This is a genomic window from Empedobacter stercoris (assembly GCF_025244765.1).
GTDB classification, from domain to species: domain Bacteria; phylum Bacteroidota; class Bacteroidia; order Flavobacteriales; family Weeksellaceae; genus Empedobacter; species Empedobacter stercoris.
On sequence record NZ_CP104209.1, the window covers coordinates 1,868,601 to 1,885,664 of the forward strand.

The following is a 17,064-nucleotide window of genomic DNA, read 5'->3' on the forward strand; positions in this document are numbered from 1 at the left end:
CCATGACTTTCAACTTTTTGACACTCGTCTCCAAATCATATGACATTTTCTTCAGCCTTTTTCAATACTTAAATTCGTTGTCACTCTTAGCTTGTCGAAGAATCTTAACCTCATCCACTTCTAACAACCAATTTTAGAGCCGACATACGATTTGCAGACGAGCTACAATCTATTGAAACGAACGTAAAAAAATCAGGAATGAAGATGAACATTAATACTTCTTGAAGAATCTTTCTGTCACTTTTTTATTCATTATATATCTATTTTTATTGTCGGTATTCATATGCCCTTCGGGGAAACTCATCTAAAAAAACATTTGAGATTAAGAGGAGGAGCCATGGTATGGCTCAGGTATTTTAAATAAATTATTTCCATAAAGTTGGCAACTCGCTCCACTTAAACACTCCAACTTTTTTTATTCCAATAATTTAGAGTTAAATTGCATTTCGATTCTAAATCGTCGGATTTTTTTAATCCCTTTTTCAATATTCAAATCCACGTTTTATAACATTTGAAATTAAAAATTCTTTAATGTCACTTTTTACTTGACTAAAAAGTAACCAAAAAGTCAAGGCCGTAAACCTCTCTACTAAAAATGTTCTCATTTCACTAAACGTTTTACAAACCCTACGGGCTAAAACCTTTTTAACGCTCCATTCAACCATTTTCTTAACGTGAGAGTTTTAATGCCGGTTTTTCATCCTTTTTCAATATTCAAATTCATTTTTAAAAACAGATTTTGTCATTCTGGGCTTGTATCAGAATCTCATCTTGTTGGTATTCTTAGCTTGTCGAAAAAGCTCTTCCTTTCATTTTTTTATTCATTACTTATGTATTTTTATTGTCGGTATTCATATGCCCTTCGGGGAACAGTCAAAAAAACTAACGAAAAAAGACTTAATTGTAGAGTTGACATACGATTTGCAGACGAGCTTCAATCTATTAAAGTAAATGTAAAAAATCAGGAATGAAAATGAACATTAAAATTTCTTGAAGAATCTTTCTGTCACTTTTTTTATTCATTACTTATCTATTTTTATTGTCGGTATTCATATGCCCTTCGGGGAACAGTCAAAAAAACTAACGAAAAAAGACTTGTCTTTGATTTTCAACGGTCAAAATTAGTTTCAGTCATTCAATGTTTTAAATCATTTGCTACGCAAACAGTAAAACATTTTAACCATGACTTTCAACTTTTTGACACTCGTCTCCAAATCATATGACATTTTCTTCAGCCTTTTTCAATACTTAAATTCGTTGTCACTCTTAGCTTGTCGAAGAATCTTAACCTCATCCACTTCTAACAACCAATTTTAGAGCCGACATACGATTTGCAGACGAGCTTCAATCTATTAAAGTAAATGTAAAAAATCAGGAATGAAAATGAACATTAAAATTTCTTGAAGAATCTTTCTGTCACTTTTTTTATTCATTACTTATCTATTTTTATTGTCGGTATTCATATGCCCTTCGGGGAACAGTCAAAAAAACTAACGAAAAAAGACTTGTCTTTGATTTTCAACGGTCAAAATTAGTTTCAGTCATTCAATGTTTTAAATCATTTGCTACGCAAACAGTAAAACATTTTAACCATGACTTTCAACTTTTTGACACTCGTCTCCAAATCATATGACATTTTCTTCAGCCTTTTTCAATACTTAAATTCGTTGTCACTCTTAACTTGTCGAAGAATCTTAACCTCATCCACTTCTAACAACCAATTTTAGAGCCGACATACGATTTGCAGACGAGCTACAATCTATTGAAACGAACGTAAAAAAATCAGGAATGAAGATGAACATTAATACTTCTTGAAGAATCTTTCTGTCACTTTTTTTATTCATAGCATATCTATTTTAATTATCGGTATTCATATGCCCTTCGGGGAAGAGCATCCAAAAAACATTTGAGATTAAGAGGAGGAGCCATGGTATGGCTCAGGTATTTTAAATAAATTATTTCCATAAAGTTGGCAACTCGCTCCACTCAAACACTCCAACTTTTTTTATTCCAATAATTTAGAGTTGAATTGCATTTCGATTCTAAATCGTCGGATTTTTCTAATTCTTTTTCAATATTCAAATTCCTTATTAATAACATTTGAAATTAAAAATTCTTTAATGTCACTTTTTAATTGACTAAAAAGTAACCAAAAAGTCAAGGCCGTAAACCTCTCTACTAAAAATGTTCTCATTCCACTAAAGATTTTAAAAACCCTACGGGCTAAAACCTTTTAAACGCTCCATTCAACCATTTTCTTAACGTGAGAGTTTTAATGCCGGATTTTTCTAATTCTTTTTCAATATTCAAATTCCTTGTCATTCAGAACTTTCAAAGAATCTCATATCTAATTGTTCATAAAAACATTTTACATCGTAAATCCCATATCAAAAACCTTTTACAAATATTCTACTGCCACCCTACTGCCACTATGTTGCCTTTATCCTGCCTTTATCCTGCCTTTATCTTGGGACTATCTAAGGAGTTTCAATAAAACCTAAAAATCCCCCTTTGTATATGTTTTTCACATTTGATGAGCGTTTACAATCACCTCACCCTACGGGTGTACAAATCACCCTCCAAAATTATGGTTTAAGCTGTTATAAGCTCAATACCTGCTTTATCAGCTTTGTATTTTATTTTATGTATGAGCTCATAATAGCTCCAGTTTCTTAAGACAAATCTTTCTTCTTTGGCAATTTGTATTTTTTCTTCTTGATCTACAATAACTATCGTTCCTGCTTTTTTTTCCACACAAAAATCAATTAACATTCTACTGTAGACATGTAGCCGATGATGAATATATTTACTCTCTGTATTTTTTAATTTTTTTGCTATTTTTAATTTTCTTGCTTTTCCTTTCCCTCCTTTGCAAAAGGGCACTCCTTCTAGTATTCTTTTACGAGAAGCTTGTATGGCTAATCTTCTATATAGAAATTCTTCTTTGCTACCAATGGTTAGCTGAGATCTACCTATTTTTACAACCAACGGATATTCTAATGACAAAGAAACTTCTGCAATAATATCGGATTGTAATTGATTTTTTTCTTTTTCAATTTCTACCGTGAATACCCAAAATATTTTATTTTTTTCTAATTTAATATGTGATCTACAAATTCTAATTTCGTTATTTACTATTTGCTCCAATAGCTTATAATTATCAATATAGTCTCTTCCAAGATATGTTTTAAAAGGAATTTTATAAAGTTTAAAATAAATGTATTTTTTATCTGTATCATACGAGAATTTACTTATTCTCGCTATGTTAAAAGGAATTGCTATATCCCGTTTAAAAATTTTTAATGAAAGTTCCCCTTTCCAATACCTGACACAATCTTTCTTGAAAGATAGGTATAAGGTATTCATCAAACTAGACAATACATACATCGGAACTTCGTCCTTAAAACGTTTTGAGAGCACACGATAAATGGTATTCATACGAGAACATTCTAGTATTCCATCTTCATCTTTATTTTCATCTACTAATTTATATTTGATTCCTTCAGAGAAATAAAAAAAATCTTTCACCATTTCTTGCACATACAAATGAGAAACAATCAAATTAGCCGCTATAAAACATCTATTTTGCCATTTATAAAGCGTACTCAAAACTTCTTTTCGTTCTTCTTGGGTCGGTAAATCAGCAATTAACTGTATTTTACGTGTTAAAAAGATTGTAGAATTTTTCATATTTAGATATTTAGTGGTTTAAACTTGTTTTGTTGAGTCAATTTATAAGCGACTACAAATTCATTGTGCACTTCTTTCTGAGAAATTTCTAATGTCTTGGCAATTGTTGTAAACGATTGTTTCTTCTCGAATCGAAGCTTTAAAATCAACGATTGCTTTTCGGTCATTTGATCTTGTTCCTTTACCTCAGAAACAATTTCCTTTTTAGACATTAATATATCATGACTATTAATCAGGCTCTTAACATCCTCTATTGCACTTTTAATCTCCTTACTCGTTTCTGAAACTCTTTTTCCCATTGCATTGGCAATTGCTTTATATCTAAATCCATATTTCAAGCAGAGTTCAATCAAATGTTTTCTTTCAGCGCTTAATAGGGGTAATATTTTTCTAATTTCTTCATAATGTTCGTCATGTATTACTTTATCCCTTATGTTTTCTGCAACTTCTAACGGATCGTATCCAGTCAAATAGATATCATAATTCTCGTAACTCTCTAATGAATGCACTGACCTAAAAAATTTGTTTTTAGAACTTCTATAATGCGAATAACAACTTTGTTTCAAAACAAGTCGCGTGAAATAAAAGATATGTTCAGGTCTTTCTATGTTATCTCGATATTCCCATAATCTAAGGAAAGCATCTTGTACCAAACATTCTACAACAAATTCATCTGTAATTATTTGTTTACCAATCCAAAAAAGTAACCTTTTATGTCGTACATAAATTTTTTCTAAGGCTTTGGGATCGCCTTTTTTCAGTAATTCATATTCTTTTTCTAGCATAATAAAGGTGGTTTTTTATTAAGTTTTACGTTCTACGGTTAACGTTTTACGTTTTTACATAGTTTTAAATTCAACATTAGGTTTAAAAGCCACTCCTTATCCTGTACATCGCGCCAACTTTGTTTTGGGGAAAGGGGTTTTTATTTTTACGTTTGACGTGATACGCTTAACGTTTTACATTTTTTTTCTTATTAATATTCAAATTCATTTTTATCAACAAATTTTGTCATTCTGAGCTTGTCTCAGAATCGCATCCAATATGTCATTTCGAGGTATCGAGAAATCTTTTTTCATTTTTTGAGCGCAAAAAACGAAACAAAAAACGCTTGTCTTTGATTTTCGACGGTCAAAATAAGTTTCAGCCATTCAATATTTTAAATCATTTGCTGCGCAAACAGTAAAATATTTTAACCATTTACTTCAACTTTTTGACACTCGCCTCCAAATCATATGACATTTTTTTAATCCTTTTTTCTAAGTTCAAATTCGTTATCATTTCGATTCTAAATCGTCGGATTTTTAATTCTTATTTAAATATTCAAATTCGTTGTCATTATTAATATGGTCAATAAACCTCGGTTACTGAAATTGTCGAAGCATCTAAGTGTCTTTTACTTATTAAATAAGACATCTTACATCTCGAATCTAATATCTAATCTGTACTTTGTCTATAACACAATTCTCTCAACCCACAAATTCCCCTTGGACAGTTTTAAAAAATACATTAATAAATGAAATAAAATTTAACACTAATACATTCTATGAAGATCATTAACACTCTTTTAGATTGTCTTTGGGGAATAAAATGTGAGTCATAATTGTTTACAAATTTTGCACTCCCACTTGTTTATTCAACAGTAAGGATCGAAATTTTTGTACCATGTGAGTCATGGTTTTTCTTTGTGTATACCAAAGGGATAGCACAAAATAGTTCTTGAAGCGCAACACAAGATTGCCTACTAATTTTAAAGTAAAATATTCACATAATTTTACATCGTTTTTTAATTCAACATTTTTTTTTAAAGCCACTCCTTTTCCTGTACATCGCGCCAACTTTGTTTTTGGAAAGGTTTTTTTTTTTTTTTACGTTCTACGTTATTTTTTAACCACAATAGAAACATAGTTTTTTATTAAGTTTTACTTTCTACATTTTACAGTTTTTGTCATTCAGAGCCTGTCGAAGAATCTATCAGTCACTTTTTTTAGAGATTGTATAGTTCAGTAAACTGAAACATAGTGATCTCCTAACTATGTTTAATAGATTTATCTTCTTTATTGCTCTTTTATTTTTTACATCCAGTTCTATGTACCTATGTGGTGAATATTATTTTCTACCATTCTAAACATGGGCACTGAGGCACTCGAAGTGCAGAATCTTTCTATTTTTTTTCTTCTAACTTTTACCTTAATGCAAAAGTTACAAAACATCAAGTCTTTGATTTTCGACGGTCAAAATAAGTTTCAGCCATTCAATGTTTTAAATCATTTGCTACGCAAACAGTAAAACATTTTAACCATTCTCATCAACTTTTTGACACTCGCCTCCAAATCATATGACATTTTATGATCCTTTTTCAATACTTAAATTCGTTGTCACTCTTAGCTTGTCGAAGAATCTTAACCTCATCCACTTTTAACAACCAATTTTAGAGCCGACATACGATTTGCAGACGAGCTACAATCTATTGAAACGAACGTAAAAAAATCAGGAATGAAGATGAACATTAATACTTCTTGAAGAATCTTTCTGTCACTTTTTTTATTCATTACATATCTATTTTTATTGTCGGTATTCATATGCCCTTCGGGGAAGCTCATCCAAAAAACATTTGAGATTAAGAGGAGGAGCCATGGTATGGCTCAGGTAATTCAACTAAATAAATTATTTCCATAAAGTTGGCAACTCGCTTCTCTCAAACACTCCAACTTTTTAATTTCAATAATTTAGAGTTGAATTACATTTCGATTCTAAATCGTCAGATTTTTTTATTCCTATTTAAACATTTAACTCCTTTTTTAATAATGAATTTATAAACCGTCCTTGCTGAAGAGTCGAGCGTCAATTCGGCGTAAAGAGCGTTAAAAATGATTTACTTTTCGCATTTTATATGCGAATGATTTAAAGCATTTAGCGAATAGACGTTATTGACCGACTTGTAAGCACAGACTTGATTTTTTTTGGTTCTTTTTTTTATCAAGAAAAAAATGAACATAAAGTACTTTCTATCACTTTTTTATTCATTACATATCTATTTTTATTGTCGGTATTCATATGCCCTTCGGGGAAGAGAGCAAAAAAGTAATCAAAAAACTCTTGTCTTTGATTTTCGACGGTCAAAATAAGTTTCAGCCATTCAATATTTTAAATCATTTGCTGCGCAAACAGTAAAATATTTTAACCATTTACTTCAACTTTTTGACACTCGCCTCCAAATCATATGACATTTTATGATCCTTTTTCAAATACATAATACATTGTACTTTTTACATTTTACTTAATACTTAAAAAACATCTTACAATTCTAACTGAATCGAATAACCATCTGTGCATTTCTATTATAAGAAATACATATTTAGAGAGAGTACTTTACTTGATTTGTAGAGGAATTAAACCAAGCATATTATATGAAGTTCGATGCGGATGTGATGGAAGAAAACGACCAAAAACAAGAAAGGCATGGAACTCATCTTAATGCATTAGAGGTACTGGCATACCCAAAGGAACAATAAGAGAGCCCACGCCTAGGTCGTGAGCAAAACTACTTATTTTTCTTGTTCCTTTTTATGAAAAGTGCCAGTTTTCTAATACAAGAGAAAAAGTAATAATTACTTTATTTTTAAATAATTGATATTCTTTTATTTATTCAAATGTATAAACAAAAAAAATGTAAACCAAATAGTTTACAACAAATTTTTAATAAACTCTTAAAATTGTCTTATGCCTAAGTTAAGTAATGAAGATAAAGAGTTAAGAGATACTATTAAAAAAAGGTTTTTAACAATTTTAGAAGAAAAGAAAATGTCAAAATCAGATTTAGCAAACTTATCTGATAAAGATCGTCAAGCTATAAATAAATGGACAAACTTGAATAATGAAGATGGATTAACAATTTACACAATTAAAAACCTATGTCGAATTCTTAATATAAGTTTGACAGCATTTTTTAATGATAAATCATTTAATAATTATACAAAATAACAAAGGCTCCTAATGGAGCCTTTATTATTTTGTACGTATAGATTAATTTACTTTTAATAAGCGATCGCATTTTGAGAACATTATTCCTTCTTTATAATTCGAATGTTGAGTGATATCATTATTCCCTTTTAACCATTCGATATAAATAGCTGCGGTATTGTTTCCTGCTTCATGCGAAAATGGATATCCGCCACCGAAGCGTGGATTTAATTCTAACACATACAATTCTCCATCATGTTCGAAAACATCACAATCTAAATTACCAATATGTTTAAGATTTTCTCCAATCGCTTTTCCTATCTGCTCAAAACGACTATCAATAACGGAAATTGCTTTATCAGTTTCACCAGAACGCATTTGTAATTTTTGGCGAACAAACGTACCTACATAATTTCCTTCAAAATCATTCAACACATCCATACCATATTCTTTTCCAGGAATTTTTTCTTGAATTAATATGGCATGATCTATATCCTCTTTACTCGCTTCAGCCAGTATCGTACGTTTTAAACGAATCGTTTGCAATTTATAAGCTAATTCTAATTCTTCCATCGTTTCTGGAAAGTCAATACCGATCGATGCACTACCCCAACGTGGTTTTATAACCAAAGGGAATTTTAATTCACCCGATGCAATTGCCTTTTTAGCTTCCTCAAAATCAATATATGTTTTGGGTGATTTCAAATCGTTTGCTTCCAAAAATTTTACGGTTTCCCATTTATCAAAAGCTACTTTTATGGCTTGTTCATCCGACACAATAACTTTTGCACCCAAAGTTTCTATTTGCGCTTTGGCTTCACTTAAAATCGGAAGTTCTAAATCGTTAAGTGAAATCACACAATTAATGTTATTGTCTGAAACGATTTTCAATAAAGAAGGAATATATTCTTGGCTATAAATAGCAGGTACCTGTATGGCTATATCGGCATCTACCAATGCAGGGGCCGTTAATTGCATATCAGTAGCAAAGACTTTTCCTTCCCCTTTTAATGCTTCTTTAAAATAATTGATTAAATAATTGCGACGTCCTGCGCAGGTAAATAGTATGTTCATAATGTTATTCTTCAGCTAAAAAATTAAATATTCCTCCTGTGTGCCAGAACAAAATGTTTTTATCCTCTAATTTATTGTTTTTTATGTAGTCCACCATTCCGTAAAACGCTTTCCCCGAATAACAAGTATCTAAGATAAAACCATATTCTTTTATAGAATTTAAGCACAATTCTTTTAATTCATTATTGTATTGTCCGTAACCACCCATCAAGTAATTGTCTAAAACAATAGATTCTTTGTTTGAACAATTGATATTATAATGGTGACATAACTCTTTGTAAAACTCATCAACAATTTTGGTTGCTGGCTCAGATTTCCGTCCTACAGAAATACCGATAACTTGTGTGTTTTCAAATCCATATTTATCCAAACCTGCTAATATACCCGACTGTGTGGAACCAGTGCCTGATGCGTGAAAAATAAAATCCGGTTCCCAGTTAGTATTATCACAATATGCTTTTAGTTCTTGAACTGCGGCAATGTATGCCAATCCTCCTTCCAAAGTATGACCACCGCCCCAAATATAATAAGGTTTCAATCCGTTTCTTTGATAAATAGCCATAGCGTCATCCATCGCTTGTCCGATTTGGTTAGCCTCATCAACAAATACAATGTTTGCTCCCGAAAGACGCATGATTTTTGCATTGCCCGATTGCTTTTCAAAGTCCGCTTTTGAACCATGTAGAACAAGTGTACAATCCATTTTATGTTGCGCTGCATATACCGCCACTGCCCTACAATGATTGGATTGAAAACCACCTGTTGTCACTAAGGCATTAGCTTTCTCTTGAATGATAGCTTTAGCAATATAATCCATTTTTCGACCTTTATTTCCTCCTCCTAAGGAAGAATAAAGGTCGTCACGGAAAATTTTTAACGGTTTTGAGATACTTTCTATTTTACTAAATGTCATCATCGATTATTTGTTTCCATTCAATTCTATCCCACTCTTCTTTTAACAAACCATAAAATCTTCTATTTTGATATTTGCCATTTTTCCATTTATGCTCTCGTAATAGCCCCTCTAATTTGAAACCTGCTTTTTCATAAATAGAATAGGCTGAAACATTATCATCATTAGTATATAAGTATATCTTATGCAAATTTAACTTGGAAAAAGCGTAATTATACATCCAAATAGAAACTTTTTTTCCAATACCTTGTCCTTGCATTTCAGGATTTACCATAACATAGAACTCTGCATTATTGTGTTGTGTATGAATACCAGTAAATCCCCCCATAGCAATTAACTCATCATTTTCGTTTTTAAAAGAAAAATCAATTCTGTTTTGATTGCCTATGTTTTGATTAAACCATTTTTCTGTATCTCCAATTGTTGCAGGTAAATTAAAAAACATTGTACCGTTAATTTTTGGATTATTTATCCAATTCACTCTCGTTGTTATATCGTTATTTTTAAATTTAGCGGGATATATTTTCATTTTTTCGGTGTTTATCTAATGTTGTATATAGATTTCCAGGAATTATTACAATGTCTTTTCTATTGATAACGTTTTGAATTGTTTGAATAAGAATTTTTACATCATTTAAAAATGATAAGTTTTCAACATATTGTGCATCCATCTCCAAACGTTCATCCCAATTCACGGTGTTTCTTCCATTAACTTGTGCATATCCTGTAATTCCAGGTCTTACAGTATGTCTCAGCTTTTCTCTTTTTGTATAGTATGGTAAATAATGCACTAATAATGGTCGAGGACCAATTAAACTCATATCACCTTTTAACACATTGATTAATTGTGGAATTTCGTCTAATGAGGTTTTGCGCACAAAGCACCCAGCCTTGGTTAAACGTTCTGCATCAGGCAATAAATTTCCTTGTGCATCTTTTTTATCGTTCATAGATTTGAACTTGATGATGTTGAAAATACGTTCGTCTTTCCCCGGGCGTGCTTGAAAGAAAAACGGTTTACCTTGATTTGCAAAATACAAGGCGATTGTTACTACGATGAATATTGGGGACAAAATTAACAATCCGAAAAAGGCTGCCAGAAAATCGAATACTCTTTTAATTATTTTTTTGTACATCTTATTATGAAATTAGTGATTTGATATATTTTCTTTTACCACTTTTTTCTAAAGGAATACTATCCACAATATGAATTTCAACTGTATTTTTAAAAATATTATAAAGTTCATTTTGTATGTTTTTTTCTAATACAGAAATCTCAGTATCTTTTTCGACTATAGAGATGTAAAAATCTACTTTTTCTAATGAATGCTGAATGAGCTGAAATTCCTTAACTTCTGGAAATTTCCACATTAGATTAGTAATAATATGTGGCGAAATCTTCTCGTTTAGATTATTTCTTAACATATCTATCTTACGCCCCTCAATAGAGGTAATAACTTTTCTTCCATTAATATAGGTAAACTTGGCTAAATCTCCTGTATCATACCTAATAATTGGAACAGCTTTATTAAAAAAATCGGTAATAACAATTCGGGCAATTTCATCTTCTTGAGCAGGTTCATCTGAATTTACTTTTAAAAACTCAAAATAATAACTACCTTCATTTATTTCAAAATAATCTTCTCCTGTTATCGGTTGCTGAGCTAAAATTCCATTTTCTTGATTAGAGTAACGTGACATAACTGGGCATCTAAATACTTTAAGCATTTTTTCTTTTACCATTAATGGTAATTCTTCAGCTCCAGTTATAATAGATTTTATATTCCATTTAATATTTGAATTAGCATCATAATGATTCATTAAAGCTGTAAATGAAGAAGCATATCCTAAAATTACTTTGCTGTTATTGTCTTTTAACATAACATTTTTCAATCTCTCTGCTCCATTATAACTTAAATCTGATGTATCGAACATTTTAAAATTTTCCTTAAATGACGAAAAGAAGTTTTTTTTGTTTATAGAATTCCATATCCGAATAAAATACATTCTGTCACCAATGTTATAATTTCCAATTTTGTAAAAGAATAATAAATCTGCTTGATTTCTTTCTACTTTTTCTTTATTTTGATGTATTCTGAAAGGTGTGCCACTAGAACCACTTGTGGACATTACTCTAAGAGTATCTTTTATTTCAAAATATTCTTTAGAAAAAATTTCCTCATAGTTTTGAATAATGATATTTTTATCAATAATAGGAAAATCTTTTAAGGAACTCCCTGTTATATTTTTATAAAATTCAGAATTATTTTTAGCATACGATAAAATATTAATTAAATTTTGATTATGGCTGTTTTTATTATACTCAAGATTTTCAAAACTGTTTTTAATTTCTATAAAATGTTTTTTTATTTTTCCTCCTTTTATTAAGTCAAAAAGCCAAAAAATGTAGTACCTAAAGTTTTTCATTTTAATTACTATTTTATTAATAATGTATTATATTCATTTAAAATTGATTCCCAAATAACTTTTTGTTCATAACGATTACAGATTAATTGACGACTATTTAATTTCAATTCATTATAATAATTTTTATACATACAAATCTAAATTAGGAAAGATGATTAAAATGACTAATAATAATTTGATAAGACCTCTCTACGAGATATTCATTATTCAAAAGATTTATACAATTTTGTTCATATTTTTTTAAATCTTCTTCTAATAATTCATTTATTACATTCAACATTTGTTCAATATCTCCCGCAATAACTTTTTTTCCACAATTATTTTGTTCTATAATATCTCCAATATCAGTATTTGAATCAGTTGCAGCAATAATTGGTTTTTTCATTTCCAGATAAGATAATAATCTTGAAGGGAAATTAGGAATTAAAAAATCTTTATGTAAAAAAATCAAACCAATATCGCAAGCAGCCAACATCTTGACATAATCTTCTTTTGGTAAACGTTGTAACAATTTAGCATTGTTTGGTTTGTTTACATCAAACCATTCTTTCAATTTAGGAAATTCAGTTCCATCACCCACAATTAGAAAGTATGCATTTGAATTTTTACAAGCTTTGATTGTTTCGATCAAGAAATCTAAACCTTGGGGTTTACCTAAATTACCCCCATATACTAAAATCTTTTTATCTAGAGGTAAGTCGTATTTGCTACGAACTTCAATTTTTTCTTCCACCGTATACTTAATTTCAATAGGATCAATTGAATTAGGATTAACCTCAACCTTTTCTGGATTTATTTCAGGATTATGTTTTACAATAAAATCTACATTTGCAGGAGACATACAACCTATCTTATCAGAAACTTTATATAGTTCCTTTTCCTTTTTCACAAAATAACGATGTAGAAAACCATCGGGTTTCATCATCTTCATATCTATGGCGTTTTGTGGGAAAATATCTTTTAACAATAAATAAGAATAGGCATTATCTCGCTTCTTGATGAATTCTATCACCTTTACTAAGGTAATAGGTGGTGTAGAATATAAAATTAAATCAAACTTAATATTTTTTAGATATTTTTTTACAGCTTGTAAATATTGGTACTCTATTGCTAAAGTACCAATACCTTTTTCTATTACATTTTTTTTAGTTATATTAAATGTTTTAACCTGTAAAATATTAATACCTTCTTTACTCGAAAAATTTGTTGGAATTCGTTTTCTTCTCTCTACTGGGGTAACAATAGTAAGTTGATGACCTTCATTTCGAAACTTGCGTAATAGATCTTGGTAAATACCTCGATCTTCAATCGAGTTTATCCCAACCAATGTTAAAAAGAGTATATTCATAGTTAAATATCTTCAGACCAAACGGTTCTTTTGATGTAATCTGTATATGAGATAATAATACGTACTACTTTTTCAGATACATTCGGCATTGAATAATCGGCTACAGGACGGAAGTTTGGTAATTGGTTATTAGTGATTTGTAATTGGTTTCTGTCGCCAACAACTTGAGTTTGTAATTGCACCAAACCTTGCATGATGCGTTCTGGTGACAAACCTACCATCATTACAGATGCTTCTTCCATTGCTTCCGGACGTTCGTGCGCTTGACGAATATTCAACGCACGGAAATTTAAAATAGACGATTCTTCCGAAATAGTTCCCGAATCAGATAAAACTGCATAAGCTCTCTTTTGTAATGCGTTATAATCATGGAACCCTAAAGGTTTTAAGAATTGTACCTCAGGACGCATTTCGATTTGCATCTTATCAATCATATTTTGTGTACGAGGGTGCGTAGAAACAATGATTGGATAATTATATCTTTCTGCAATAGCATTCAAAGAAGTCATTAATCCACGGAAGTTTTTCTCTGAATTAATGTTTTCTTCACGGTGTGATGATACAACAAAGAATTTACCTTCTTCTAGTCCTAATTTTTCTAATACATTAGACGCTTCGATTTGTGGTAAATAATGATTCAAAACTTCAAACATTGGCGAACCTGTTTTGATGATACGATCTGCAGGTAATCCTTCTCTTAATAAATATTCTCTTGCAATATCAGAATATGTTAAATTGATATCCGCTGTATGATCTACAATTTTACGATTTGTTTCTTCTGGTACACGTTGATCAAAACATCTATTTCCAGCTTCCATGTGGAAGATTGGTATGTGACGTTTTTTAGCAGGAATTGCACATAAACAAGAATTGGTATCTCCTAACACTAAAAATGCATCAGGTTTTAATTCCTCCAACAAAGGATCAATTTTAATTAAAATATTACCTACCGTTTCAGTCGCCGTTTTACCTGCAGCTTCTAAGAAATAATCTGGCTTACGTAACCCTAAATCTTCGAAGAAAATTTGATTTAATTCGTAATCGTAATTCTGTCCAGTATGAACGATTGTATGTTCTACTGCTTCTGATGCATCTAAAGCAGCTAATACTCTCGATAATCGTATGATTTCTGGTCGTGTTCCCACCACCGTCATTACTTTTAGTTTTTTCATATCTATTAAGTTAAAAGGAAAAGGGAAAAAGGAAAAATTAAATTGTTGCCATTAATTATTTCTTGCATTTTTCACAATCGCTCCTAATATATTTTTAATTTCTTTTGATTCATTTATTATAACAGTTAGTTCGAATGATTCTTTTTCTAATTCTTCAATTAGTCTTAACCAATAATTAGCTTCTCTTGCTTCTTTAAGCGAGATGTTTACTTTATTTATAAAATCTGCTTTAGAAGAACCTGCTTGTGCTTCTTCATAATTTGCACCAATAGATGTAGCCGCTTTGACTAATTGATATTTTATTATCTTCAAATCACTAGTATCAGGCAAAGTTCTTAAAAATTTAATAACTGCTACACCAAACAAAAAAGTTCTATTCAACAAGTCATTTTCCATTAATAAAATACTTTTACCTTTTTACTTTACACTTCTTACTTCCCTACTTACACTTCTAAAAAATAAGTATCTGCATCTTCAGGATTGAAAGGCTCATCGATCCAAAAAATTGTGTACAAATCTTCAGTACCAATATTTTTGATGTTGTGGGTGTACCAAATGGGCATATCCACATAAGCAGGTTCTGTTCCGTCTAAATAGAAATCCAAAACCTCATCGGTATCTATTTTTCTTAACTGAATTAAAGCTTTTCCTTTAATCACAGCGAAACGTTCAATTTTGCGAGTATGGTAATGGTTTCCTCTTGTAATTCCTGGTACGGTTGTTGAAAAAGAACATTGACCACCAATTCCTAAACGAATCACTTCTACAAACGCACCTCTTGGATCGGTATGCTGGGTAAATTTTACTGGAAAATGCGTTTTATAATCGATGTACGATCGATAGGTATTGAATAAGTTATGTTCAAATTTATCATTCAAAACGGGGATTTCGCCAGCACCAAAATATTTTGCCTTATAGTCATTTAATAATGCTAAAACTTCCGAAACTTTTTTGGTGGCTGTCGGTTCGATGAATAATTCAGGCGTTGATTTTTCTGAACGAATTTCATCGATGATCACTTGAACTAACTCTTGCACATAAATCAAATTGACTTCTCCATCATTAGCTATCGTAGGCGTTTCGCCATGCGTTAATTGGTGACAAAATGTAGCCACAAAAGAATTATAGAATGGTTTACCAAAGGCCCCAAATACATTTGGAATGATTAACCCAGTAACTTTTCCTCCATTTTCATTTGCCCAATTCACGATCGCTTCACGACCTTCTCGCTTTGATTTTCCGTATAAATTATCTCGTTCTTCTTGCGTTGAAGAGGAAATTAATACATGTGCTTTTGAGTTTGTACGTTTTAATGATGCGACTAATTGATTCGCCAAAGCAACATTGGTTTCGTAAATAAATTGTTCACTTTCGTGACGATTCATAGCTGCTAAATGAACGATTACGTCACAATCAGCCACAAATGCATCTAATTGAGTTTCATCTTCAAAAAAATCTTTTTGAAAATCAACGCGATTAAATTCTTCTGGTACTAGACCTAAAGTATTGTATAAATGTTTTCCAACGAAACCATTTTGTCCTGTAATCCCAACCTTTAATGGGGATTGGGTATTAAGGATTGGAGATTGGGTGTTCATATTTCTTTATTTTTTTTAAGGATTTGTAACTAAGAACTCGAAACTTGAAAGATTAATTTTGATTGAATTTTCCTAATTCCTAGTTTCTAGTTCCAAAATAATCTATTGGAAATCTATATTCGTCTTTTACTTCGCCTAAAGAATAATCGGATAGCACTAACAATTTACTATCTTTTTCTTTAGCTTGAATGGCTGTAATGCATCCAGCAGGAATTTGCAAATACGTAAGCTTTTCATCCGTTAAGTTAAAAGTTTGTATGGGTAAATAAGGAGATGGATTTTCAAAATCATCCACTTGTATTACCGCAATTTCAAAAGCACCTTTCATCGCTGCAAACCAACGTTGTTCAATTTGATGTCCTTGCCAACCACGAATAAAAGTTGTTGAATGATTCTCAATCGTATAGATACGCTTGATGTTGGATGCATCAAAATCATTATTATAGGTGATGATTCCTCTTTCGTCTTCGTGCCGGTTCCCGACAGTAATTGGTAATTGGTTATTTGTCATTGGTTAATTCAGTTTTTCTTTAACAGATTTTATTAAACCCGACAACATTTTAGAGATTTGATCTAATTTGATGAGTAAAATTTCATATTCTGATTTTGTCAAATAGTTTAAATTCAAAGAAATTAATATTTGCGTATCAATCTCTTGAACACTGCCTAAAGAAATATATAAAAATTGTAAAAACTCTTTATCAGATTTTCTTCCAGCACCTTCAGCAATGTTACTTGGTACAGAAACTGCAGCTCTCCTAATTTGATTCGTTAAACCAAATTGCTCTTCTTTAGGAAAACCTTTAGTTATAGTAAAAATTACAGTCACAAAATCTATACTTAACTTCCAAACATCTAAATCTTTATGCGTCCTCATAC

The 17,064-nt window shown here is 30.8% G+C and carries 14 protein-coding genes; 1 reads left to right on the forward strand and 13 read right to left on the reverse strand.

Features of this window, described 5'->3' with window-relative positions; translation table 11 throughout:
- Positions 1 to 2,592: 2,592 nt before the first annotated feature.
- Positions 2,593 to 3,690: a hypothetical protein gene (locus NZD85_RS08850; RefSeq protein ID WP_260541480.1), complete on the reverse strand. Its 1,098-nt coding sequence runs from the start codon at positions 3,688 to 3,690 to the stop codon at positions 2,593 to 2,595.
- Between the two features lie 2 nt (positions 3,691 to 3,692).
- Positions 3,693 to 4,475 carry an RNA polymerase sigma factor gene (locus NZD85_RS08855; protein WP_260541481.1) on the reverse strand — a complete coding sequence of 261 codons (783 nt, stop codon included), beginning with the start codon at positions 4,473 to 4,475 and terminating at the stop codon, positions 3,693 to 3,695.
- A 2,938-nt stretch (positions 4,476 to 7,413) separates the two neighbouring features.
- On the opposite strand from NZD85_RS08855, the gene NZD85_RS08860 reads away from it, so the two are divergent.
- Positions 7,414 to 7,674 (forward strand): helix-turn-helix domain-containing protein, encoded by a 261-nt coding sequence (locus NZD85_RS08860; RefSeq protein ID WP_260541483.1) that lies wholly within the window; start codon positions 7,414 to 7,416, stop codon positions 7,672 to 7,674.
- A 42-nt stretch (positions 7,675 to 7,716) separates the two neighbouring features.
- On the opposite strand, the gene NZD85_RS08865 is transcribed toward NZD85_RS08860, so the two are convergent.
- From NZD85_RS08865 to NZD85_RS08915, 11 genes are all read right to left on the reverse strand, one after another.
- Complete coding sequence (locus NZD85_RS08865; protein WP_260541484.1) at positions 7,717 to 8,727, reverse strand: ATP-grasp domain-containing protein; 1,011 nt, start codon at positions 8,725 to 8,727, stop codon at positions 7,717 to 7,719.
- 4 nt (positions 8,728 to 8,731) lie between these two features.
- A complete protein-coding gene (locus NZD85_RS08870) occupies positions 8,732 to 9,643 on the reverse strand; it encodes a 1-aminocyclopropane-1-carboxylate deaminase/D-cysteine desulfhydrase (protein ID WP_260541486.1) in 912 nt (303 codons plus the stop codon).
- Positions 9,630 to 10,169 (reverse strand): GNAT family N-acetyltransferase, encoded by a 540-nt coding sequence (locus NZD85_RS08875; RefSeq protein ID WP_260541487.1) that lies wholly within the window; start codon positions 10,167 to 10,169, stop codon positions 9,630 to 9,632. The genes NZD85_RS08870 and NZD85_RS08875 overlap by 14 nt, the downstream gene beginning before the upstream one ends.
- Positions 10,150 to 10,776 carry a sugar transferase gene (locus NZD85_RS08880; RefSeq protein WP_260541488.1) on the reverse strand — a complete coding sequence of 209 codons (627 nt, stop codon included), beginning with the start codon at positions 10,774 to 10,776 and terminating at the stop codon, positions 10,150 to 10,152. Before NZD85_RS08880 ends, NZD85_RS08875 begins: the two co-directional genes overlap by 20 nt.
- A 4-nt stretch (positions 10,777 to 10,780) precedes the next feature.
- Positions 10,781 to 12,067, reverse strand: coding sequence for a phenylacetate--CoA ligase family protein (locus NZD85_RS08885; protein ID WP_260541489.1), 1,287 nt, complete (start codon positions 12,065 to 12,067; stop codon positions 10,781 to 10,783).
- A 142-nt stretch (positions 12,068 to 12,209) separates the two neighbouring features.
- Positions 12,210 to 13,415, reverse strand: a complete 1,206-nt coding sequence (locus tag NZD85_RS08890; protein ID WP_260541490.1) for a glycosyltransferase family 4 protein — start codon at positions 13,413 to 13,415, stop codon at positions 12,210 to 12,212.
- Between the two features lie 2 nt (positions 13,416 to 13,417).
- Complete coding sequence (wecB, locus tag NZD85_RS08895) at positions 13,418 to 14,587, reverse strand: non-hydrolyzing UDP-N-acetylglucosamine 2-epimerase (protein ID WP_260541491.1); 1,170 nt, start codon at positions 14,585 to 14,587, stop codon at positions 13,418 to 13,420.
- 51 nt (positions 14,588 to 14,638) lie between these two features.
- On the reverse strand, positions 14,639 to 14,983 hold the full coding sequence (locus NZD85_RS08900) for a four helix bundle protein (RefSeq protein ID WP_260541492.1): 345 nt from the start codon (positions 14,981 to 14,983) through the stop codon (positions 14,639 to 14,641).
- Between the two features lie 47 nt (positions 14,984 to 15,030).
- Positions 15,031 to 16,185 carry a polysaccharide biosynthesis C-terminal domain-containing protein gene (locus tag NZD85_RS08905; RefSeq protein ID WP_260541493.1) on the reverse strand — a complete coding sequence of 385 codons (1,155 nt, stop codon included), beginning with the start codon at positions 16,183 to 16,185 and terminating at the stop codon, positions 15,031 to 15,033.
- A 79-nt stretch (positions 16,186 to 16,264) separates the two neighbouring features.
- Positions 16,265 to 16,696: a WxcM-like domain-containing protein gene (locus NZD85_RS08910; RefSeq protein ID WP_260541495.1), complete on the reverse strand. Its 432-nt coding sequence runs from the start codon at positions 16,694 to 16,696 to the stop codon at positions 16,265 to 16,267.
- Positions 16,697 to 16,699: 3 nt separating this feature from the next.
- Positions 16,700 to 17,062, reverse strand: a complete 363-nt coding sequence (locus tag NZD85_RS08915) for a four helix bundle protein (protein ID WP_260541497.1) — start codon at positions 17,060 to 17,062, stop codon at positions 16,700 to 16,702.
- Positions 17,063 to 17,064: the final 2 nt, after the last annotated feature.